At 66.3% G+C, this 21779-nt stretch carries 18 protein-coding genes and 1 pseudogene; 5 read left to right on the top strand and 14 right to left on the bottom strand.

The genetic code is table 11. The features are described from left to right. Positions 1 to 24 precede the first annotated feature (24 nt). Positions 25 to 600, top strand: a complete 576-nt coding sequence (locus Q1V78_RS00550) for a hypothetical protein (protein ID WP_300610440.1) — start codon at positions 25 to 27, stop codon at positions 598 to 600. A gap of 191 nt (positions 601 to 791) precedes the next feature. On the opposite strand, the gene guaA is transcribed toward Q1V78_RS00550, so the two are convergent. From guaA to guaB, 6 genes are all read right to left on the bottom strand, one after another. Then, positions 792 to 2372: a glutamine-hydrolyzing GMP synthase gene (guaA, locus tag Q1V78_RS00545; RefSeq protein ID WP_300610438.1), complete on the bottom strand. Its 1581-nt coding sequence runs from the start codon at positions 2370 to 2372 to the stop codon at positions 792 to 794. Between the two features lie 207 nt (positions 2373 to 2579). Next, positions 2580 to 3335 carry an ABC transporter ATP-binding protein gene (locus Q1V78_RS00540; RefSeq protein ID WP_300610436.1) on the bottom strand — a complete coding sequence of 252 codons (756 nt, stop codon included), beginning with the start codon at positions 3333 to 3335 and terminating at the stop codon, positions 2580 to 2582. Positions 3336 to 3400: 65 nt separating this feature from the next. Further along, positions 3401 to 4417, bottom strand: coding sequence for an iron ABC transporter permease (locus Q1V78_RS00535; RefSeq protein ID WP_300610435.1), 1017 nt, complete (start codon positions 4415 to 4417; stop codon positions 3401 to 3403). A gap of 91 nt (positions 4418 to 4508) precedes the next feature. Further along, a complete protein-coding gene (locus Q1V78_RS00530) occupies positions 4509 to 5033 on the bottom strand; it encodes an ABC transporter substrate-binding protein (RefSeq protein WP_300610433.1) in 525 nt (174 codons plus the stop codon). Positions 5034 to 5308: 275 nt separating this feature from the next. Then, positions 5309 to 6487, bottom strand: coding sequence for a GuaB3 family IMP dehydrogenase-related protein (locus Q1V78_RS00525; protein WP_300610431.1), 1179 nt, complete (start codon positions 6485 to 6487; stop codon positions 5309 to 5311). Positions 6488 to 6632: 145 nt separating this feature from the next. Further along, positions 6633 to 8192 carry an IMP dehydrogenase gene (gene guaB, locus Q1V78_RS00520; protein ID WP_300610429.1) on the bottom strand — a complete coding sequence of 520 codons (1560 nt, stop codon included), beginning with the start codon at positions 8190 to 8192 and terminating at the stop codon, positions 6633 to 6635. 203 nt (positions 8193 to 8395) lie between these two features. On the opposite strand from guaB, the gene Q1V78_RS00515 reads away from it, so the two are divergent. Continuing rightward, positions 8396 to 8821 (top strand): DUF5319 domain-containing protein, encoded by a 426-nt coding sequence (locus Q1V78_RS00515; protein WP_300610427.1) that lies wholly within the window; start codon positions 8396 to 8398, stop codon positions 8819 to 8821. Positions 8822 to 9227: 406 nt separating this feature from the next. Here the strand turns inward: Q1V78_RS00515 and groL are convergent, their stop codons facing one another. The 7 genes from groL to glmS form a co-directional block, all read right to left on the bottom strand. Further along, a complete protein-coding gene (gene groL, locus Q1V78_RS00510; RefSeq protein ID WP_300610425.1) occupies positions 9228 to 10838 on the bottom strand; it encodes a chaperonin GroEL in 1611 nt (536 codons plus the stop codon). 11 nt (positions 10839 to 10849) lie between these two features. Beyond that, positions 10850 to 11149: a co-chaperone GroES gene (groES, locus tag Q1V78_RS00505; protein ID WP_041628457.1), complete on the bottom strand. Its 300-nt coding sequence runs from the start codon at positions 11147 to 11149 to the stop codon at positions 10850 to 10852. A gap of 400 nt (positions 11150 to 11549) precedes the next feature. Then, on the bottom strand, positions 11550 to 14174 hold the full coding sequence (gene tsaD / locus Q1V78_RS00500) for a tRNA (adenosine(37)-N6)-threonylcarbamoyltransferase complex transferase subunit TsaD (protein ID WP_300610416.1): 2625 nt from the start codon (positions 14172 to 14174) through the stop codon (positions 11550 to 11552). Between the two features lie 88 nt (positions 14175 to 14262). Beyond that, entirely contained in the window at positions 14263 to 14907 is a 645-nt protein-coding gene (gene tsaE / locus Q1V78_RS00495) for a tRNA (adenosine(37)-N6)-threonylcarbamoyltransferase complex ATPase subunit type 1 TsaE (protein ID WP_300610414.1), read from the bottom strand. Beyond that, on the bottom strand, positions 14894 to 16156 hold the full coding sequence (alr, locus tag Q1V78_RS00490; protein ID WP_300610412.1) for an alanine racemase: 1263 nt from the start codon (positions 16154 to 16156) through the stop codon (positions 14894 to 14896). The genes tsaE and alr overlap by 14 nt, the downstream gene beginning before the upstream one ends. 10 nt (positions 16157 to 16166) lie before the next feature. Next, positions 16167 to 17108 carry an ADP/ATP-dependent (S)-NAD(P)H-hydrate dehydratase gene (locus tag Q1V78_RS00485; RefSeq protein WP_300610410.1) on the bottom strand — a complete coding sequence of 314 codons (942 nt, stop codon included), beginning with the start codon at positions 17106 to 17108 and terminating at the stop codon, positions 16167 to 16169. Between the two features lie 64 nt (positions 17109 to 17172). Continuing rightward, on the bottom strand, positions 17173 to 19035 hold the full coding sequence (gene glmS, locus Q1V78_RS00480) for a glutamine--fructose-6-phosphate transaminase (isomerizing) (RefSeq protein WP_300610408.1): 1863 nt from the start codon (positions 19033 to 19035) through the stop codon (positions 17173 to 17175). A gap of 2 nt (positions 19036 to 19037) precedes the next feature. Between glmS and Q1V78_RS00475 the strand changes: the two genes are divergently transcribed. Beyond that, positions 19038 to 19994, top strand: coding sequence for an alpha/beta hydrolase (locus Q1V78_RS00475; RefSeq protein WP_300610405.1), 957 nt, complete (start codon positions 19038 to 19040; stop codon positions 19992 to 19994). 149 nt (positions 19995 to 20143) lie between these two features. Beyond that, positions 20144 to 20938: a MerR family transcriptional regulator gene (locus tag Q1V78_RS00470; protein WP_300610402.1), complete on the top strand. Its 795-nt coding sequence runs from the start codon at positions 20144 to 20146 to the stop codon at positions 20936 to 20938. A gap of 60 nt (positions 20939 to 20998) precedes the next feature. Here the strand turns inward: Q1V78_RS00470 and Q1V78_RS00465 are convergent, their stop codons facing one another. After that, positions 20999 to 21382 (bottom strand): DUF1801 domain-containing protein, encoded by a 384-nt coding sequence (locus Q1V78_RS00465; protein WP_300610400.1) that lies wholly within the window; start codon positions 21380 to 21382, stop codon positions 20999 to 21001. 115 nt (positions 21383 to 21497) lie between these two features. Here Q1V78_RS00465 and Q1V78_RS00460 point away from each other — a divergent pair. Then, positions 21498 to 21779, top strand: a pseudogene (locus Q1V78_RS00460) (alpha-ketoglutarate-dependent dioxygenase AlkB); the annotation flags it as partial.

The raw sequence follows: 21779 nt of genomic DNA, 5'->3' as shown, positions 1-21779 counted from the left end.
CGCGAGGAACTAGACTCGTCACATATGAGCAAAAAGAACCAGCCCCGCAAGAACGCCCAGCGCCCCACCCCACAGCGCTCCTCGCGCGCTGAGCAGAATCGCGCAGCGCGGCAGAACAGCGCACCACGGGACAGCGCATCACAGAACAGCGCAGCGCGGAACAAGGAGGGCAGCGCTCCCAGCGAGGCGACCATCCTCGTCCGCGCCCCCGAGGGCGTGCGTGCCGCCGCGTCCCTCCTGCTCGGGCTCGGCGTGGCGGCGATGGTCATGCCGCTGGCGACGACCTGGCAGGTCATGGTGCTGATCATCGCCATCGGGGTGGGTTTCCTCGTGACCTTCAGCCACCCCTACCGCAAGAAGGTGCGCGCAGCCGTGGAATCGACGGGGCGGAAATACAAGACCTCCGTCGCGCAGATCATGCCGCTATTCCCCCTCTGGCTCGCGCTGATGATCCTGCCCGCCTTCCAGATCCACTCCTGGATCGCAGCGCTGATTGTACTCGCACTGGCTGGGGCCTATGCGTGGATCTCCTTCCCTAGCATCGACGGCACCCGCTATCTCGCCGAACCTGGGACCGGGCAGGTTCGGGACGACGCTTAGACTCTGCGTTCTGGCCCGGTGCACGGTCCAGCTCAACGCCAGTGCCCCTGCCCTACAGTGCGGACTACCCGCTGATCCTGGCTAGCCCACACTCCAGCCTCCACGAATAAGAAAAGCGCGCCGCACCTCATCGTGCGACGCGCTTTTCTGCTTGAGGAGCACTGCCAGGGAGGCACCTCAAGCGGTGGGGATTACTCCCACTCGATGGTTCCCGGTGGCTTGCTGGTGATGTCCAGTACCACGCGGTTAACCTCCGCCACCTCGTTGGTGATGCGGGTGGAGATCCTCTCCAGCACCTCATAAGGAATGCGGGACCAGTCAGCGGTCATAGCATCCTCGCTGGAGACCGGGCGCAGCACGATCGGGTGACCGTAGGTACGGCCGTCGCCCTGCACCCCCACGGAGCGCACGTCCGCGAGCAGGACGACCGGACACTGCCAGATCTCGCCGTCCAGGCCGGCAGCACTGAGCTCCTCGCGGGCAATCTTGTCGGCCGCACGCAGCGTCTCCAGGCGCTCCTCGTTGACCGCACCGATGATGCGGATACCTAGGCCCGGGCCCGGGAACGGCTGGCGGGCAACGATAACCTCCGGCAGGCCGAGCTCGCGGCCCACCGCGCGGACCTCGTCCTTGAACAGCTGGCGCAGCGGCTCGACCAGCTGGAACTCGACGTCATCTGGCAGGCCACCGACGTTGTGGTGGCTCTTGATGTTCGCGGTACCGGAACCGCCGCCAGACTCGACGACGTCCGGGTACAAAGTTCCCTGGACCAGGAAGTCCACGGTGGACCCCTCCGGCGCATCGGCCAGCACGCCAGCGACGGCGCGCTCGAAGGAGCGGATGAACTCCGCACCGATAGCCTTGCGCTTGGCCTCCGGGTCCGTCACGCCGTCCAGGCGCTTCAGGAAGGCCTCGCGCTCGTCCACAGTGACCAGCTTCGCGCCGGTCGCGGCGACGAAGTCGTTCTCCACCTGCTCGCGCTCCCCTGCGCGCAGCAGGCCATGATCCACGAACACACAGGTCAGGCGGTCACCAATGGCGCGCTGCACGATCGCGGCAGCCACAGCGGAGTCCACGCCACCGGAGAGGCCACAGATGGCGCGACCGTCCTCGCCGATCTGCTCCCGAACCTGTTCGATGAGCTCCTCAGCGATGTTGGAGGCGGTCCAGTTCTGCTCCAGGCCCGCAACCTCCGTGAGGAAGCGCTCCAGCACCTCCTGGCCGTGCGGGCTGTGCATGACCTCCGGGTGGTACTGCACACCGGCCATGCGGCGATCCAGGCACTCGAAGGCGGCGACCGGCGCGCCGGCGGACTTCGCGGTGACGGTGAAGCCCTCCGGGGCCTGCGAGACCGCATCGCCGTGGCTCATCCAAGCCTTGTGCGAGCCCAGGCCCGCGTGCATCACGCCGCCATCATCGAGGAGCTCAACCTCGGTGCGGCCGTACTCGCGCTGCCCCGTCTCGGACACGGTGCCGCCGAGCGCGTGCGTCATGGCCTGGAAGCCGTAGCAAATGCCAAACACCGGCACGCCCAGCTCCAGCAGCTCCGGCTGCAGAGCCGGTGCGCCATCGGCGTAGACCGAGCTCGGACCACCCGACAGCACGATGGCCGCGGGATTCTTGGCCTTGATTTCTTCAATGGTGGCGGTGTGTGGAACGACCTCGGAGTAGACCCGGGCCTCACGCACGCGGCGCGCGATCAACTGTGCGTACTGCGCGCCGAAATCCACCACGAGGACTGGCTGATGATTTTGGTGATTCACGCTGCTCATCCTATCGCATATATGGCTAGTCCCCCACGGGGTGGGTAACACCCGTGGGGGACTTCCTGCCCCACTTGGCGGGCTGCTTCATGACCGGCCCGATTGGCCGCGCGGTCGGCAGCCCGGTTGCCCGCGTAGCCGGCAGGCCGGCCGCCTTCCTCGCTGGCCACTTAGCGCGTGGCTTAGTGGGCGCCGGCGCACCGCCTAGCGCGCAGCTTAGTGCGCGAGGTCTTCCTTCGGTTCGTGGTGGTGCTTCCAATTCGGCACCGCGCTATTAACCGCAAGGTCCAAGTGGCCGCCCACCGTGGTGATCTCGGCGTCGATCCCGAACACGCTCATCAGCCGCTCCGGGGTGAAGACCTCGTGCGGGGTGCCGGACTTCACGAGCTCGCCGTCCTCGAGCAGCACGATCTGATCGCAGTAGCGCGAGGCCAGCCCCAGGTCGTGCATCGCGACGATCACGCACACATTGTGATCGGCCGCGAGGTGGCGCAGCTGCTCCATGAGGCGGAACTGGTGGTGGATGTCCAGGTGGTTCGTCGGCTCGTCCAGCACCAGAACCTTCGCGCTCTGCGAGATGGCGCGGGCCAGCTGGACGCGTTGCTGCTCACCACCGGACAGGGTATTCCATGTCCGATCCATCAGGTGGGCGACGTCCGCGTGCTCCACCGCGTGCGAGATGGCGTCGTGGTCCTCGTCCGTCTGCCGGGCGAACGGCCCCTTGGAGGCCATCCGGGAAAGCTCGACGACCTGCCGGACCAGCAGCTCGGAGTTCGCGTTACCGTGCTGGGCGACGAACGCGACCTGCTTGACCTTCTCGCGTCGGCTGTAGCTGCGCAGCGGGGCGCCGTCGATCATGACCTCGCCGTCGAAGTCGACGACGTCGGCGACGGACTTCAGCAAGGTGGACTTACCGGCACCGTTCGGCCCCACCAACGCGGTGATCGTCCCCGCATCGAAGGAGGCGTCCACGTTGGCTACCGTCGGGGTGGACTTGCGGTGCTAGGTGATGGAGACGTTCTGGATTTCCACGATGCTCATACTCGCTGCCCCCGGTTCAGGATGAAGAAGAACAGTGGCACGCCCAGCAGCGCGGTGAACACACCGACCGGGACTTCCTGCGGCTGGAACACGCTGCGGGCCAGGGCGTCGGTGAACACCAGCAGGATCGCACCGACTAGCGCGGACAGCGGGATGAGGCGCGCGTGGGCAGAACCCACGATCATGCGCACCGCGTGGGGCACGAGCAGACCGATGAAGCCGATCGCACCGACGGCGGAGACCGTCGCTGCCGTCATGAGGGCGACCAGAATCAGCACTGTGGCGCGCACGCCGACGACGGGCACGCCCATCGACTTCGCGGTCTCGTCACCGAAGCTCATGGCATCCAGGTAGCGGGACATCATCCAGATCAGCAGGCTGGTGATAACCACGGTGATCAGCACGATCCACATCGTGTTGGCGCGGGAGGCACCCATCGCACCCAGCAGCCAGAAGGTGATGCCGCGGACGGATTCCGCGTCACCGCGGGCGACCAGGATGAGGCTGGTGATGGCCGAGAAGAACTGGCCAACCAGCACACCGGTGAGCACCACGCGGGTGGAAACGAATCCCGTGCCGCGCAGGAGAAGCATCAGCAGACCGAAGCTCAGCAGGGCGCCGATGGCCGCACCACCGGTCAGGCCCAGCGCGAAGCTGACGGGCATGAGCAGCAGGGCCACGACCGCACCGGTGGACGCACCGTAGGAGACACCCAGCAGGTACGGCTCCGCAAGATCGTTGCGGGTGATCGCCTGCAGCGAGGCACCCGCGACCGCGAGGCCCGCGCCGACGAAGATCCCCATGACGATGCGCGGAATGCGCAGGTCAAAGAGAATCGACTGTCGGATCAGGCTGGGTGCGGGGCGGGAATCGCTGGCGAGGATGCCGAGCTTGTGGGTGATCGAGCCCCAGACCTCGTCGCGAGTCAGGGTGGCCGCGCCCATGAACAGGGCCATGTAGCAGACCAGGGCCAGTAGGATCAGCCCGACGACCCACGCCACCCAGGTGGGCACGCGGCGCGCGGGTGCGAGCTTCGTGCCCTCCAGGGGGATGCCTTCGCGCCCTTTCCGGGCTCGCGGCGAGTGTCAGTGCTCGATGCCATACCTAGTTCTTCCAGTTCTTCACGTACTCCGCGACGTCCTCGAGCGGCTCGTAGGACTGGACGGAGCCGGACAGGCCGATGCCCTTCACGATGACGTAGCGCTTCTCCTTCACGGCCTTGAGGTTACGGGTTGCTGGGTCCTTCTCCAGCATCTCGATCTTCTCCTCGGCCTTGTCTCCCGGTGCGCCGCGGCCCGGCAGGTCAGCCAGGACGATGAAGTCCGGGTCCTTGTCAGCCAGAGCCTCCCAGCTGAGCTCCGGCCATGCCTCGTTGGCGTCGTCGAAGACATTCTTCACACCGGTGAGCTCGAAGATGTCCTGTGCGATGGAGAGCTTGCCTCCGACGTACGGTGCGCCGTCGAAGATGGAGTACAGCAGGGCACCGGATAGATCCTTCCACTCCTCGATGGTGCCGGCACCATCGTCGGTGTAGACAGACTCGAACGGGGAGACGATGGCGTCCGGGTCCACCGTGCGGATCTGCTCGGCGGTGGCGACCTCCGGGGAGATCTCCGTGGACTTCTTCATCTCATTCTCGTAGCCCTCCAGCGGGGCGGAGCTTGTGTGCGCGCTGCATAATGTTCCTCCAAAAGAAGTTGAATCAATCGCCCATTGCAATAAGGCAGACAGTTTTCAACTTACCGAGCGAACATTCGATTGCCATTTTAAGCATGAATAAAGCGGTCGAACTCGCAAGCAGGAGTTCGACCGCTTTATTCTTCTGATTTTCCGGCAGCGTGTGGCGCCATTAGTCAGGCGCCGCTGCGCGCTTAATCAGCCATTTCTGCGCGCTGTCTTCGCGACTAGCGGACGGCGATATCCACCTTCTGGAAGGCCTTGACCTCGGTGTAGCCGCACTTCGCCATTGAGCGGCGCAGGCCACCCACCAGGTTCTCGTGGCCCAGCGGGTCTGGAGTCGGACCGAAGAGCAGCTGATTTAGCGGCACGGAGGTCGGCGGCAGCAGCGCGTCCACGGTGCCACGTGGCAGCTTCGGGTGTGCCGCGCTGGAAGGCCAGAACCAGTTCGGGGCGCCGGCCTCCTCCGCCGCGGCCAGGGGTGCGCCAAGGGCAACGGCGTCCGCGCCACAGGCAATCGCCTTGGCGATATCGCCGGAGCAGGAGAGCTCGGAGTCCGCGATGACATGCACGTAGCGGCCACCGGTCTCGTCCAGGTAGTCGCGGCGGGCAGCAGCGGCGTCGGCAATGGCGGTGGCCATCGGGACGTCGATACCCAAGGACTGGCTGTTGGTCACCGGGCCCGCGCCCACGATCACGCCGGCCGCGCCGGTGCGCATCAGGTGCATGGCGGTGGTGTAGTCCACCACTCCCCCGGCGATGACCGGAACGTCCAGGGAGCCGATGAACTCCTTGAGGTTCAGTGGCTCACCGTCGGTGTCCACGTGCTCCGCGGAGATCAGGGTGCCCTGGATAACCAGCAGGTCGAGCCCGCCGGCGATCAGCGTCGGGGCGAGCTCGCGAGCACGCTGCGGGGAAACGCGCACCGCGAAGCGCACGCCGGAATCACGCACCTGCTGCAGGCGCTCCTGAAGCAGATCCAGATCCAGCGACTGCTGGTGCAGGCGCTGCAGCACCTGGTTCGCGGCGAACTCCGGGGTCTCCAGCGCCTCGGCCGCGACGTCCTCGTCCGCACCCTCATTGAAGGAGCCGAAGTAACCGCGCTCGGCCGCGGAAACGATCTCGCCGAAGGCGGCGTCAAGATCCTTCGCACGGCCCCACAGGCCCTCCGCGTTGATGACGGGCAGCCCGCCGGCCTTGCCGAACTCGATGGCAAACTCCGGGCTGACCACGGCGTCAGTCGGGTGCGTCATGATCGGGAAGTCGAAATCATAGGCATCGATGCGCCAAGAGGTGTCCACGTCCCGCGAGGAACGAGTGCGCCGCGAAGGCACGATGTCGATCTGGTTGAGGCCGAAGACCTGGCGTGCCGAGCGACCGCGGCCGATGTCCTTGTATTCCTGCATGTTGGTCCTTATTTCGTGGGTCAGCGGGGTGCGCTGCGGTGGTGTGGGCGGCGCACCCCGCTGGCCAGGGGGGGGAGGCTTATCTCTAGAACGAGGCTAATCGGTAGTGGCCGGCTTCCGCTGTGTGCGAAGCCGACCGGTGGGATTAGCGGTTCGGGTCGTAGTTCGGTGCGGTGGCGATGCCCTGCACGTCGTGCGGGTGGGACTCGCGCAGGCCAGCGGAGGTGATGCGCACGAAGCGAGCGTTGTTCAGCTCCTCGATAGTGGCGGCACCCGTGTAGCCCATGGCGGCGCGAAGGCCACCGACCTGCTGGTGGAGAATTTGGTCCAGGCTGCCACGGAATGGCACGCGCCCCTCGATGCCCTCCGGCACCAGCTTCTCCTCGGACTTCACATCGGCCTGGAAGTAACGGTCCTTGGAGTAGGAACGCTTCTCGCCGGTCAGGCCACGGCCCTGCATCGCACCCAGGGAGCCCATGCCGCGGTAGCGCTTGTACTGCTTGCCACCGACGGTGACGACCTCACCCGGGGTCTCGGCGCAACCCGCCAGCATGGAGCCCAGCATCACGGTGGATGCGCCAGCGGCCAGGGCCTTGGCGATGTCACCGGAGTACTGCATGCCGCCGTCCGCAATGATCGGGACGCCAGCAGCGCGGGCTGGAACGGCTGCCTCCATGATCGCGGTGATCTGCGGGGCACCGACACCAGCGACGACGCGGGTGGTGCAGATGGAGCCCGGGCCGATACCGACCTTGATGCCGTCGGCGCCAGCGTCGATCATCGCCTGCGCAGCCTCGCGGGTCGCGAGGTTACCGCCGATGACGTCCACACGGTCGCCGAATTCCTTCTTCACGCGAGAGACCATGTCCAGCACGCCGCGGTTGTGGGCGTGCGCGGTGTCGACGACGAGGGCGTCCACCCCAGCGTCGACGAGTGCGGTGGCGCGCTTCCAGGCGTCCTCACCGGTACCGATACCAGCAGCGACGACGAGACGGCCGGAGGAGTCCTTCGCTGCATTCGGGTACTGCTCGCGCTTCGCGAAATCCTTGACGGTGATCAGGCCGGTGAGCTTACCCGCGCCATCGACGATCGGCAGCTTCTCGACCTTGTTCTCCGACAGCAGGCGCAGCGCGGCGTCGGCGGAGACACCTTGCTCGGCGACGATCAGCGGCATCGGCGTCATGACCTCACGGACAGGGCGGTTGATGTCGCGCTCGAAACGCATGTCGCGGTTGGTGATGATGCCCAGCAGGGTCTGGTCCTCGTCGACGACCGGCAGGCCGGAGATGCGGAAACGGCCGCAGATCTCGTCGACCTCCTCGATCGTCATGTCCGGGCTGGCGGTGACCGGGTTGGTGACCATGCCGGCCTCGGAACGCTTCACGATCTCGACCTGCTCGGCCTGCGCCTCGACGGAGAGGTTGCGGTGCAGCACACCGATGCCACCCTGGCGAGCCATGGCGATGGCCATGCGCCCCTCGGTGACGGTGTCCATCGCTGCGGAAGCGATCGGGACGTTCAGCTTGATGTTGCGCGAGAACTGGGTCGCGGTATCCACAGCGGAAGGAATGACCTCGGAAGCGTCCGGGATCAGAAGGACGTCGTCGAAAGTGAGTCCGGTGAGAGCAACCTTGTTCGGATCGTCGCCCCCGGTCTCCACGCGCTGGGCTGCCTGAGAGTTGTTAGTGGACTGTGGGTTTGCCATAAGGCCTGATCCTTCCATCGCGTTGTCAGCGCACGATCCGCACCGGCGAAGGTCTTCCGCTTTCCCCGCGAGACACGCACCTGCCTGCGGGTTGTGCCAGATTCGCTAGCGCAGCTTCGGTTACGAGCTTTTATTAGTCCTTACTTTAGCGCTAAACGTTGCGAATGTGTTTTCCGGGTTGGCTTGCGGGTACGGTGGGTTTCGTGAGCTTTAGTAACTATCAGATGCCGCCGGATCCCTTCGCGGATGATCCGAACGATCCGGCGTCCCTTTTGGGGCCCGTCGAGGGCGATGAAGTCATGGAGCCGATCGACGCGGCTGAGGAAGCCGCGCTGCGTGAAGACCTTGCGAACGTGCGGGTCTTCCGGGAGCTGCTGGAGCCGCACGGTGTGCGGGGCGTGGCGATGCTCTGCGAGGACTGCGATGAGCAGCACTACTACGACTGGGGAATCATCGAGTCGAATATCCTCTCGATGCTGAACCACCAGCACCTGCCGGTGCACGAGCCTTCGGCTGCGCCATCCCCGCAGGATTATGTGACCTGGGATTACTGCCTGGGTTACGCGGATGCGATGGATTTCGCCAACGAGCAGCTGCGCGCCCGCTTCCCCTGGACCGGGCGGCTGTAGTTCTTATCCGAAAGCCCCGACCTTTCCTGGCGGGGCTTTCGCTCTGCCCGGGCCCCAAGGATCCCCGTTTTGGGCTGTGCTGTGCCACAATTCGCACGTTTCCTGGCACGCCACGGCCCAAAACCGCACAAGTGCCCGGGGCCTGCCCCTCACCCCCCTCCGCTGGTCCCCAACCCCGGCGCTCTTTATGTTTTGCAGAGTTTAATGCCGGTTTTTCACGATTTTCCGACATCAAACTCTGCAAAACATGCATCCCCTCCGCCCAAGCCTCACCGGCGGGAGCAATGTGCAAAGCGAAACCCCCGGGACAGCTCGCGATTGAACTAGTCCCGGGGGTTACGCGCTCGCGGGTTACGTGCTCCTAGAGCGCGCGTTCCGAGCACTCTTTCCCAGAGCGCCCTAGCAACTAGTGCTGGTGGCCACCGGCTGCAGGCTCAGCCTTCTCTGGCTTATCAACCACAGCGGTCTCGGTGGTCAGCACCATGCGCGCCACGGAGGTGGCGTTCACAACGGCGCTGTGCGTGACCTTCACCGGGTCGATGATGCCCTGCTCCAGCAGGTTGCCGTACTCGAGGGTCGCAGCGTTAAAGCCGGAGCCATTCTCCTGCTCCGCGGTCTTGGAGACCACCACTGCCCCATCGAGACCAGCATTCTCAGCAATCCAGAACGCCGGGCGACGCAGCGCCTTGGCCAGGGTCTTCATGCCCACGGCCTCGTCGCCGGTCTCGGCAGCAGCGAGCTTGTCGATCTCCTCAGCGATCTGCACGAGCACGGAACCACCACCGGCGATCACGCCCTCCTGCGCCGCGGCACGGGCCGCGTTGATCGCATCCTCGACGCGCAGCTTGCGCTCGTTGACCTCGGTCTCGGTCGCGCCGCCGACGCGCAGCACAGCCACGCCGCCGGACAGCTTCGCGAGGCGCTCCTCGAGCTTCTCGCGGTCCCAGTTCGAGTCGGTGTTCTCGATGTCCCGACGCAGCTGGGTGCGGCGCTCGGCCACGGCGTCCAGCGAACCGCCGCCGTCAACGATGACGGTCTCGTCCTTCGTGACGGTGATGCGGCGCGCGGTGCCCATGTCGTCCAGGGTGACGGCGGACAGCTTCCCGCCGAGCTCCTTGTCGACGACGGTGGCGCCGGTGACGATGGCCAGGTCATCCATGAATGCCTTGCGGCGGTCACCGAAGTACGGGGACTTCACGCCCACGACCTTCAGGGACTTGCGGATGGAGTTGACCACCAGCATCTGCAGGGGCTCGCCCTCGATGTCCTCGGCGATGATCAGTACTTCCTTGCCGGACTGGGCGATCTGCTCCAGGACCGGCAGGAAGTCCGGCAGGCTGGAGATCTTCTCGCGGACCAGCAGGACCAGCGGGTTTTCAAGGACGGCCTGACCGGAATCAGTGTCAGTGACGAAGTACGGGGACAGGTAGCCCTTGTCGAAGGACAGGCCTTCGGTGACGGTGGCTTCGTCCTCGAGGGACTGGGACTCCTCGACGGTGACCACGCCGTCGCGTCCGACCTTCTCGAAGGCGTCGGAGACCATCTTGCCGATGGACTCGTCGCGGGAGGAGACGGTCGCGACATTGGCGATCGCAGCGGCGTCGGAAACCTCCTGCGCGCGCTCCTTCAGCAGCTCCACGACCTTCTCGGAGGCGGTGGCGATGCCGCGGTTCAGCGCGATCGGGTTAGCACCGGCGGCGACGTTGCGCAGGCCCTCGTTGATGAGCGCCTGTGCCAGCAGGGTGGCGGTGGTGGTGCCGTCACCTGCGATGTCGTTGGTCTTGATGGCGACGGACTTCACCAGCTGTGCACCGAGGTCCTCGAAGGGGTCTTCGAGGTCGATGTCGCGGGCGATGGTCACGCCGTCGTTGGTGACCAGTGGGCCACCGAAGGCACGGTCCAGCACGACGTTGCGGCCGCGCGGGCCGAGCGTCACCTTCACCGCGTCAGCGAGCGTGTCGACACCCTTCTGGAGGCCCTGGCGGGCTTCTTGATCAAATGCGATGAGTTTGGACATGCGTTACCCGCTTACTTTTCAATGACGGCGAGGATGTCGCGCTGGTTGAGCAGCAGGTACTCCTGGCCCTCGTACTTCAGCTCGGTGCCGCCGAACTTGGAGAAGATGACAGTGTCGCCTTCCTTGACGTCCATCGGGATGCGGTCGTCATCGTCTGCCCAACGGCCTGGGCCGACTGCGACGACGGTTGCTTCCTGTGGCTTCTCCTGTGCGGAATCTGGGATCACCAGGCCGGATGCAGTGGTTGTCTCTGCTTCGACGATCTGGACCAGAACGCGGTCCTCGAGCGGCTTGATGTTGACGTTAGCCACGTTGAATACCTCCGTGTATTCCTCAAGGTTTTCTTTTCGCCCCGTTGATTGGGGCTTGGTTCTTTTCTGCCGGTTTGTTTTCCGTGCACAGCCGTCGTCGCGGGTGAACAACTGTGTGTCAAACAACCTAACTAGCACTCTACCCACCCAAGTGCTAACCCTCAACAGCGCCGGTTGAGTCGGGCTTACTCAGCCCTGCTCTGCCCCGCTCTGTCTTGCCGCCGCGGTCGCTCATCGCGCGTCGACCGACGGCGCAGCCGCTCCAGATCCCGTCTATTGTCCCCCTCCCTTTTTGCTTTAACGACGACGCCCCCACCGCCGCTAGTCCGTCTGTTTCGGCAGTGGGGTTCGACGCCCCGCCCGGACGACGTCCCCGCCTCGACTGGCCCGCACCTTCCGCCTAGTCGGTGAGGATCGGAACCTCCACCTCAAGGGCCGGATCGGTACCGGCGGACATCGCGGTTGGCTGGGCGCCCTCGCTGATGAGCTGTGCAGCCAGGGCGGCGATCATCACGCCGTTATCGGTGCACAGCGGCAGCGGCGGGATGCGCAGCTCCACCCCGGCGTCGTGGCAGCGGTCGGCGGCCAGCCCGCGCAGCCGGGAGTTCGCGGAAACTCCGCCGCCGAGCAGCAGCACATTCGCGCCCGTGTCCTCGCAGGCGCGCAGAGCCTTGGCGGTGAGCACGTCGGCCACGGCCTCCTGGAAGGAGGCGCAGACATCCTCCACGGGGATCGCGTTCTCCCCCACCTGCCCGGCGGCCTCGGCGCGCTCGACGAAGCGCGCGACGGCGGTCTTCAGGCCGGAGAAGGAGAAGTCATAGCGGGAGTCCTGCGGGCGCATCATGCCGCGAGGGAAGGCGATGGCCTTGCGGTTGCCCTGGCGGGCCAAGCGGTCGATGACGGGCCCGCCCGGGTAGCCGAGACCGAGGAGGCGGGAGACCTTGTCATAGGCCTCCCCAGCGGCGTCGTCGAGGGTGCTGCCAAGCTCCGTCATGGGTTTGCCCACGCCGTCGACCTGCAGGATCTGGGTGTGCCCGCCGCTGACGAGCAGCGCGATGGCATTCTTCAGCGGCTCGTGGCCCTCCTCCGTGAGCGCCTCGACGGCGACGTGCCCGCCCAGGTGGTTCACGGCGTAGAACGGCACCTCCCAGGCGGCGGCGTAGGCCTTGGCTGCGGCGGCGCCCACCATGAGCGCGCCGGCGAGCCCCGGGCCGATGGTCACGGCGACGGCGTCCGGGCGCTGCCCGATGCGGGTCTGCTTCTGCAGGCTGCGCATCGCCGCCCGCATTGTGGGCTGCATGGCTTCCAAGTGGGCGCGGCTGGCGATCTCCGGGACCACGCCACCGAAGCGGGCGTGCTGCTCCATGGAGCTGGCGACCTGGTTGACGAGCTCCTCGACGACCGGGGCGCTGCCTGCTTCCTCCTGCTCAGCGGCGGGCGTGCTCATGCGGACGACGCCCACGCCGGTCTCGTCGCAGGAACTTTCGATGCCCATGACCAGCATGGACTCTGCGACATCGGTAGCGCTCCCCTGCGCAGCGGCGTCCTGGGTCCCCGTGTCCTGGGCCCCACCTTCCGCCTGGCTCGGGCGCTTCTCGTCGGGCCGGAACATGGTGAGGGCATCTGCGCCCGAGGGCTGGTAGTAGCCCTTGCGCCGGCCGGTGACCTCGAAGCCATAGCTTTCGTAGAGCCCCACGGCCGGGGCGTTGCCGTCGCGAACCTCCAGGTACACTGGCCCGCCGATGACCTGCAGGGGCTCGAGGAGCTTGTCCATCAGCAGCCGGGAGTAGCCCTTGCCCTGCTGCTCCGGGGACAGCGCGACGGTGTGGATCTCCCACTCGGGATCGGCGGTCGGCCCGTTGAGCGCGATGCCCGCGTAGCCCAGCAGCTGACCGGCCACCCGCAGGGCGACGTAATAGTTGCGGGGGTTAGCCAGCTCGGCGCGGAAGGCCTCCAGGGACCAGGGAGATTCCTCGCTGAACAGCTCCTGCTCGATCCGCGCCATCGCCTCCAGGTCAGCCAGGGAGGCGCTGTCCAGTGTCAGCAGCTCCACCGTTGGTTCGGCGTTTGCAGGTTCGGCATTCGCAGGTTCAGCTGGCACTTCTTCCGCCCCGGCCCCGCTGGTCGCCTGCGCGGCAGCACCCGTCGAGCCCCCAGCACCAGCAGTCTTCTCCGGCGCATCTCCTTCCAGCGTGGCCTCGGCTTCCCGCTGCTCGGCCTCCAGCCGATCGAAAGCCGCCACGTCCTCGGCCGCCGCGGCGAAGTTCACCGCGGCAGTGCGCTCCTTGCGCTTCGGCTCCGCGGCATCCGGCCGGCGCAAATACTGCGCCACCAGCGGGCGGCGCAGCCGCTGAACGAAGTGCCCCTCCCCCTCGAGCCACCACAGCTGATCCGCGCCCGCCAGCGCCAGCCCCTCGGGCGTGGGGTAAGCATCCTCCGTGATGATCCGCCAGGCTTCGGTTGCGGCCTTCTCATCCCCCTCAAGCTTTTCGATCGCACTCGCAACCTCGGCAGTCAGCGCCACCGCGATGGGCTTGGAGCCGTGCTCGGCCAGCACGTCCGCGGGCTTGCCCACGGCCGGCCCAGCGACCAGCCGACCCGCCTCGGTGGCGGTGGCGGAGTACCACTCGCGCCTCCTGGCGTCGGAAAGAACGAGACATTCCTGGTGACCAGCCGCAACACTGGCGGCGGTGGCGGACAGCGAATCCACCCCGAACACCGGAACACCGATCGCGTCCGCGAACGCCGCCCCCGTCGCCATCCCGACGCGCAGCCCCGTAAACGGCCCCGGACCAGTTCCGACGACCACCGCTTCGACGTCCCGCGGCCGCAGTCCCGCCTCCGCAAGGGACTCCTGAATATGCGGGACCAACAACTCCATGTGGCCACGCGGGTTGCGCTGCACCCGCTGCGAGAGCGTGGTCGCGGAGTACTCAAACGTGCCCCAACTGCCCGCCCGACGGTTGACCTCAACGAGGCCAGAAACAACGTAGGACGTGGCGGTATCAATCGTGAGCACGAGCATGGGGGTTAGTGTACTACCCCGCGCAGACACGCCTTTCGCGCTCCATCAGCGCACGGTAGGACGCCGACGTCCCCCTCGGCGACCCCAGCTACTCGCGCCAGCGCCAGTGGACCTCGCGCGGGTCGTCCTCGTCGCCGTCGGTCATGTCGATGACCCCGCCGTCCGCGAGGTCACCATCTACGACGTCCGCGCCATCACCCTTGACGTCCGCGGTCGCGACGTCGCCGTCACCGTCTCCCTCGGCGCCCACGGCACGCGTGATCTCCACGTCCAGCACCCGGTCCGCGAGCTCCTCCACGACCCCGCGCCCCCATTCGGCGACGAGCACCGCGTCGTCCAGGTCGGCGTCGATGTCCAGGGACTCCAGGGTGTCGAGGACGTCGTCGCGGGAGAGCTGCTCGCCCGGCGCGATGGACTCGGCCACGCCCTCGCCGAGCAGGCGGTAGGCGTCCATGTGCAGCAGCCGGATGCCACGCGCCCCGGGCTTGTGGGTGCGCACGATGGTGAAGGTCGGGGACTGCACACGCCCCTTGACCGCCAGCCCTTCGGCGATGCCCTGCGTGATGGTGGTTTTGCCCGCCCCGAGTGGGCCGGTGAGGATCACGACGGTGCCCGCCGCCAGCTGCTCGCCCAGCTCGCGGCCGATGACGCGCATGTCCTCCGGGGTGCGGGCGTGCGCGTGACCCTGCACCTCACCCAGGTCCATCCCGCTGCCAGCCTTAGCGTTCGACAACGTGTTCCTGCCCTTCCACGTCCACGATGACCCGCTGGACGCGTGGCCCGCGTGGCATCGTGATGATCTCGTAGGGGATGGTGTCGGCGGCGGCAGCCAGGTCCTCCACGCCGGGTTCCCCTGCTGCCGGGTCGCCGAAGATTACGGCCCAGTCGCCGGGCTGCACGGCCTCTGCGGCGGCGCTCTCGGCCGGCCCCAGGGCGACGACGAACTGGTCCATGCAGATCCTCCCGACCTGCTGGTAGTTCTCGCCATTGATGCTGACCTGCATCTTTCCGGACGCCGACCGTGGTACCCCGTCCGCGTACCCCGCGGCGACGACGGCGGTGCGCGTGTCCTCCTGGGCGGTCCAGATTCCGCCGTAGCTGACGGATTCCCCCTTCGGGACCACCCGGGTGGTGATGACCTTCGCCCGCATGCTCATCGTCCGCTCCAGTGGCAGGACGTCCGGCAGTCCCGGTACTGCGTTCTCTGCCTCCCCGGTCGGGGTTCCGCCTGCCACCGGGTCCACGCCATACACACCGAGGCCGGGACGCACGAGCTCATGGTGCATGTCCGGTCGGGTTAGCGTTGCCGGGGTGTTGGCGATGTGGTTGCGGGGCACCGCCATGCCGGCAGCGCGGCAGTCGGCGATGGCCTGCTGGAAGCGCTGGTGCTGGCGGTCCGTCACGGCGCGCTTCGCGTCCTCGTCCGCGGAGGCCAAGTGCGTGAACACCCCGTCCACCGCGATGAGGCCTTCTTGCTCTGCGGCGGCCAGCAGCGCGATGGTTTCCTGCCATTCGGCCGGGCTGATCCCGGAGCGGGACATACCGGTATCGGACATCACGCCCACCACGGGGCATGGCTTAGCCTGCCGGAGGCGGGCCTGGTCGATGAGGCTGCGGGCGTGTGCCAGGGAGGGCACGCCCAGGGTCAGCTCGGCGTCGAAGGCCGGGCTTAAGTCCATGGCTGGTTCCCACATCCAGGCGAAGATGGTGGCCGGCTCGCCGTCCCTCAACGGGCCCTCGTCGCGCAGCAACAGAGCCTCCGGGACGGTGGCCACCCCCAGCACGGCCGCACCGTGATCCAGTGCGGTCTGCGCGATACGCAGCGCGCCGTGGTTATAGCCATCGGCTTTCACGACCGCCATGAGTTGGGCGGGGGCGACGAAGTCTGCGAAGAAGCGGGTGTTATTGGCCAGTGCTCCCAGATCGACGATGAGCTGGATGAGCTCGCCGCGACCCGTTATGTCCTTCGGGGTGTGGGTCATGGCCTCCAGGCTAGTCGCCGTCGGCGTCTTCATGGGCGTGACGGAGCGCGACGGCGACCACGGCGTGGATGCTCTCCACGATGTCGGATGCCGAAATCGGGGCGAAGCCCTCCGGGGTCTCCGCAGCGTGACGTGCCGCCACGGCGTGCACCGCCACCGCGCCGAGGATGCAGTGCAGCAGCGGGGCCTCTTCGGCCGCCGCAATCACAGCACCAGCGATGCCCGCCAGCACGTCCCCGGAGCCAGGGGTCGCGGACCAGGAGTGGCCTGCGTCTACGCCCCAGGCGACATCACCGTCAGAGACGATCGTGTGCCGGCCCTTGAGCAGAACCACCGACTTGGTCTGCCGGGCAAGCCAGGCGCACGCGGTGCGGCGGCGATCAAAGTCCTGGTCGACGGCCGCGGCCTCGGCCTGTGCCTCGTTGCCCAGTGCCCGTGCGAGGGCGGCGAACTCCCCGGCATGTGGGGTCAGGACGGTCGCCCGGCCCGTGGTGTGGCGGTTGATGATTCCGCGCAGTAGATGCGTATTCTTCGCCGCCAGCTGCAGCGCCGAGGCGTCCAGCAGCAGGGGCTCGGGCTGGCGCACCAGCCAGTCCAGAATATTCAGCGCTTCCGGCGACTCCTCGTCGATCCCGGGGCCTGCGACCCAGGCCTGTACCCTCCCGGCCTTCTCCGGGCGTGGGGCGCTGACCACCTCGGGCAGGGCCAGGGCGATCAGGCGCGGGTCCACGGGGCCTGCGTAGCGCACCATCGGCGAGGTGGACTTCACCGCCGCCTTGAGCGCCAGCAGCGCGGCACCTGGGAAGGTATCGGAGCCGGCGAAAATGCCCACGACACCGGCGTACTTATCTTCTTGTGGTTGCGGGGACGGCCAGACTTCCCCGGCCGCGGCCAGGCAGTCGCGTGCGGCGAGCAGCTCGCCGGGTGGGGTGTCGTCCAAAAAATTCGGCATGGGGCGAAGCTCCTGGGTGGTGAGTGGTGAGTTAATGCCGGAGTAGCCCGGGGTGGCCTAAGGACTACTCCACGGTGACGGATTTAGCCAGGTTGCGCGGCTTGTCGATGTCCTCGTTGCCGCACTGGCGGGCGATGTCCGCGGCCAGGAACTGCAGCGGGACGGTGGACAGCAGCGGCTGCATCAGCGTGCCCGTCGCCGGGATCTCTAGCAGCCAGTTGGCGTACGGACGCACCGCCTCGTCGCCCTCCTCCGCGATGACGATCGTCTTCGCACCGCGGGCGCGGATCTCCTGGATATTGGACACGATCTTGGAGTGCAGCACCGGGCGGCCCGTCGGGGACGGGACGACGACGACCACCGGCAGGTTGTCCTCAATCAGGGCGATCGGGCCGTGCTTGAGCTCGCCGGCGGCGAAGCCCTCGGCGTGGATGTAGGCCAGCTCCTTGAGCTTCAATGCGCCCTCGAGCGCGACCGGGAAGCCGACGTGACGGCCCAGGAAGAGCATGGTCTTGACCGGTCCGAGCTCCTCGGCGAGCTGCTCGATCGGCTCGGCGAGCGCCAGGGTCTTCTCGATTTTGGCGGGCAGCTCGGCCAGCGTGTCGTAGATGTCACCGATCTCGTCGGGGTACATCGTGCCGCGCGCCTGGGCCAGGGCGAGGCCGACCACGTAGTTCGCCGCGACCTGCGCGAGGAAGGCCTTGGTGGAGGCCACGCCGATCTCCGGGCCGGCGTGGGTGTAGAGCACCGCGTCGGATTCGCGCGGGATCTGGGAACCATTGGTGTTACACACCGCCAGCACGCGCGCGCCCTGAGTCTTGGCGTGGCGCACGGCCTCCAGGGTGTCGGCGGTCTCACCGGACTGGGAGACGGCGACGACGAGTGTCTGCTGGTTCAGCACCGGGTCGCGGTAGCGGAACTCCGATGCCACCTCGATCTCCACCGGGATGCGGGCCCAGTGCTCGATGGCGTACTTCGCCAGCAGCCCGGAGTGGTAGGCGGAACCACAGGCGACGACGTAGACCTTCTGGATGTTGCGGAGGTCGTCGTCGGAGAGGCGCTGCTCGTCGAGGACGACCTTGCCGTCGACGAAGCGGCCGGCCAGGGTGTCGCGGACGGCGGCGGGCTGCTCGTGGATTTCCTTCATCATGAAGGAGTCGAAGCCGTCCTTCTCGGCGGCCTCCTGGTCCCAGTCGATGGTGAACGGGCTGCCCTCGGCTGGGGCGCCGTCGAAGTCCATGATCTCGTAGTTATCTGCGGTGATGGCGACGGCGCTGTCCTGGCCGAGCTCGACGGCGTTCTTGGTGTGGGCGATGAAGGCGGCGACGTCCGAACCAAGGAACATGCCGTCCTCCCCGACCCCGACGATCAGCGGGGTGTTGCGGCGACCGGCGACGATGAGATCCGGCTCGTCGGCGTGGGTGAACAGGACGGTGAAGGCACCTTCCAGGCGGCGCAGGACGGCGAGCGCGGAGGCCTTGACGTCCCCGGCGAACTCGCCCTCGTTGTACTCGATGGCGAGCAAATGGGCGGCGACCTCGGAGTCCGTGTCAGAGACGAGTTCGATGCCGCGGGATTCGAGCTGGTCGCGCAGGGTGGCGAAGTTCTCGATGATGCCGTTGTGGACGATGGCGGCCTTGCCGTCGAAGGAGAGGTGCGGGTGCGCGTTGACGTCGTTCGGGCGACCGTGGGTGGCCCACCGGGTGTGCCCCAGGCAGGTGTTTCCGGTCAGGGTGTCGCGACCAATGATGTCGATGCGCTCGACGAGGTTACTGAGCTTGCCTTCTGCTTTTTCTACGCGGATACCCTCTGCGTTATTGACGGCGATACCGGCGGAATCGTATCCGCGGTACTCCATCCTCTGCAGTGCATCGAGCCCGATTTCCAGGGCTTGCTTCTTTCCTACGTATCCAACGATTGCGCACATAAATGGAAACGATACACGCCCGCTTGGCCCATGCGGAAGCAGTTTCTACTAGTGTGAGTTGCGTGGCTGATAGTTTGAAAAACCTCGTTTCAAGGCTCGGCAAGCGTGGCCCGCACCGGGTGCTCACCGGCGATCTTAATTTCGCTGGCATCCCGGGCCGCGTGTACACGCCTGCCGAGGGCAAGGGCATCCCGGGCATCGCGTTCGGGCACGACTGGCGGGTGGGTGTGAAGGCCTATCACGCGACGTTGCGGCACCTTGCGAGCTGGGGTTTCGCCGTGGCTGCTCCCGATACGGAGCGCGGCGTGCTGCCGAACCACCGCGGCTTCGCCTCCGACCTGGAGACCTCTCTGCAGATCCTGGCTGGCGTGAAGCTGGGTCAGGGCAATGTGACGGTGCACCCGTCGAAGCTGTACCTGGCTGGCCACGGCATGGGTGCGGCGGCAGCGGTGCTGGCGGCGACGGCCCGCGAGTACGTCAACGACGGCTTCGATTCTTATGGGGACAAGCCGCGGCTTGCTGGTGTGATGGCCGTGTACCCGGCCGATGCGAACCCGAGCCCGTACGACGCCGCGCAGCACGTGGACGCCCCGGGTCTGGTACTCTCCCCTGGCGGTATTCACGCCGCACCGGCTGGTAACCCGGAGCGCCTGGCCGCGAACTGGCAGGGCGAGGTTGTGTACCGCCGGATGGATAAGGCCTCCCAGGCTGGGTTCCACGAGAACTACGGCCGCCGCCTGGTGATGGGCTCCGGTCTGCCGGAGTTCGCGGCACAAGAGACGGTGCGTGGCCTGATGACTGGTTTCGTGCTGGCTGATGGGTCCCGGAAGTACAAGGCTTTCCGCGACCCGCGCGCGGAGCTGAAGAACACGAGCGTGAAGGATCAGCTCCAGCTGTACCGCGAGCTGCCGGAGAACATCGACGTTGAGGAAGCGCTGAGCAACATCCGGCTGGTCTAGCTGGTTGCCGTTCCCGGTTCCGCCCACCGAGGCTAAAAACCCGTGGGGCCTGACTGTAAAGAGTCGGGCACCACGGGTTTTCTGTTGCGCAAAAATATTTGCGATGAAGGCTTGACCCTTACGCTGCGTCAGGCAGCACAATGAGGTCCATGGCTACAGAAGACACTCTCTACACCGTCGGAGAGGTAGCCGAGGCTTTGGAAATCACAGTGCGCACCTTGCACCACTGGGAAAGCCAGGGGCTCGTAACTCCGACCGAAAGAAGCTGGTCCAATTACCGCCTCTACACCCCTGAGGATGTGGACCGGATCCAGCACATCCTGATTTACCGAGCCACTGGGATGAAGCTCGCTGAGATCAAGAAGCTGCTCAGCGGCGGATCCTCCGCCGTCGAGCACCTGCGAAGGCAGCGCGAAAGCCTGATCGATCAGCGCGCTCATCTCACGGACATGCTCACCGCCATCGACGAACTATTGGAGAAGGAAATGACAAACAACAAGCCAGATCTCAACGAGATCGGCCGCATCATCGGCGACGCGAACTTCGCCGAGCACCAGGCCGAGGCCAAGGAGCAATACGAAGGCACCGACGACTGGCAGATCAGCCAGCAGCGCACCGGCAACTGGGGCGCGCAGGACTGGGCCGTTAACAAGCAGAAGTTCGACGCCGTGGATGCCCGGCTCGCCGCAGCGGTGGCTGGTGGCGTCGCCCCGGATAGCGACGGGGCCGCCCAGCTGGTCGCCGAGCACCGAGAGGTACTGAGCGAGTTCTTCCCGGTCAGCTACGTAAAGCACTACCTAATCTCCCGCGGTTACATCACGGACCCGCGATTCACGGAGTACTACGAGCGCCAGCAGGAAGGCCTGGCGCAGTGGCTCGCCGACGCGATTGAGCACGTCGCCGCCGCGAATGGGGTAGATCTCGAGAACCCGGAGTGGGCCTAAACCTAAAACAGAGGGCGTCCCACAAAGAACCCGTGGCCGATGACCTCCGGGGAGCGATGACTACGCATTCGGTCGCCAGAAGGTTTTAACCCCCTCCTTCGTGGCGATCTGGTAGTCGATGAATTCCCCCAGCAGCTGGTAGTTGAAGGGCTTATTCCAGGGCATCGGCACGATCATCTTCCCGTGCTTGATGCCGCGCTCCTTCATGGTCGGGGCGAAGTGCTCAACCACGGCCCCCTCGGTGCCGATGTTCATGTGCTTTTGCGAGACCGAGAATCCGACCATGAAGGTGCCATTGTTCGTGAACATCGGCTGGCTCCAGCCCATGCGGAAACCCAGCTGGGGATAGTTTTCCTTCACCCAGTCCAGGACTTCCACCATGCGTTCGCGCTTGGCGCCTTCAGGGACAGTGTCGAGGAATTCCTCGAGAGTATGTAGCGTCACGACACATACCCTAGCCGAGGGGTGACGACGTTAACTTCTGCCGCGCATCCTTTTGTCGAGGAACAGGATTGTGGTTATCGAGCCTGGACGCCGAGGCGTCCTAGAATCGGGAATCATGCTTTTCGACGACCTCCCGCGCGATGACGCCCGCATCACCCCTGGCGTCGTGCACCTTCCGGGATGGCTCGAGCTTGGGCAGCAGGCCGCGGTCGTCTCCCAGCTCCGCGAGATCGCCCGCGAGCTGGCGGGCACCCCGTTGGCGATGAGCCGCCCGCAGCTGAAAAGTGGCCGCATGCAGGTTTTTATGCTGCACCTGGGCCGCAGGTGGGTGACCGAACCGACGTACCGCTACGTCACCCACGTCGAAGGGCATCGCGTTCCCCAGATCCCGGAGAAC

Origin of the sequence: Corynebacterium sp. (assembly GCF_030152825.1) — a bacterium.
Taxonomy (GTDB): Bacteria; Actinomycetota; Actinomycetes; order Mycobacteriales; family Mycobacteriaceae; genus Corynebacterium.
Note: the sequence above shows the minus strand (reverse complement) of the source record. Positions and strands in the feature narration are given on the sequence as shown.

Bases quoted from the DNA above. Each gene is read 5' to 3' on its own strand.
- Q1V78_RS00470 (WP_300610402.1), top strand. From the start codon at position 20,144: ATGGCTACAGAAGACACTCTCTACACCGTCGGAGAGGTAGCCGAGGCT.
- tsaD (WP_300610416.1), bottom strand. From the start codon at position 14,174: ATGCTCGTGCTCACGATTGATACCGCCACGTCCTACGTTGTTTCTGGC.
- guaA (WP_300610438.1), bottom strand. From the start codon at position 2,372: ATGAGCAGCGTGAATCACCAAAATCATCAGCCAGTCCTCGTGGTGGAT.
- groL (WP_300610425.1), bottom strand. From the start codon at position 10,838: ATGTCCAAACTCATCGCATTTGATCAAGAAGCCCGCCAGGGCCTCCAG.
- Q1V78_RS00485 (WP_300610410.1), bottom strand. From the start codon at position 17,108: ATGCCGAATTTTTTGGACGACACCCCACCCGGCGAGCTGCTCGCCGCA.
- alr (WP_300610412.1), bottom strand. From the start codon at position 16,156: ATGACCCACACCCCGAAGGACATAACGGGTCGCGGCGAGCTCATCCAG.
- Q1V78_RS00550 (WP_300610440.1), top strand. From the start codon at position 25: ATGAGCAAAAAGAACCAGCCCCGCAAGAACGCCCAGCGCCCCACCCCA.
- guaB (WP_300610429.1), bottom strand. From the start codon at position 8,192: ATGGCAAACCCACAGTCCACTAACAACTCTCAGGCAGCCCAGCGCGTG.
- Q1V78_RS00475 (WP_300610405.1), top strand. From the start codon at position 19,038: ATGGAAACGATACACGCCCGCTTGGCCCATGCGGAAGCAGTTTCTACT.
- Q1V78_RS00530 (WP_300610433.1), bottom strand. From the start codon at position 5,033: ATGAAGAAGTCCACGGAGATCTCCCCGGAGGTCGCCACCGCCGAGCAG.
- glmS (WP_300610408.1), bottom strand. From the start codon at position 19,035: ATGTGCGCAATCGTTGGATACGTAGGAAAGAAGCAAGCCCTGGAAATC.
- Q1V78_RS00525 (WP_300610431.1), bottom strand. From the start codon at position 6,487: ATGCAGGAATACAAGGACATCGGCCGCGGTCGCTCGGCACGCCAGGTC.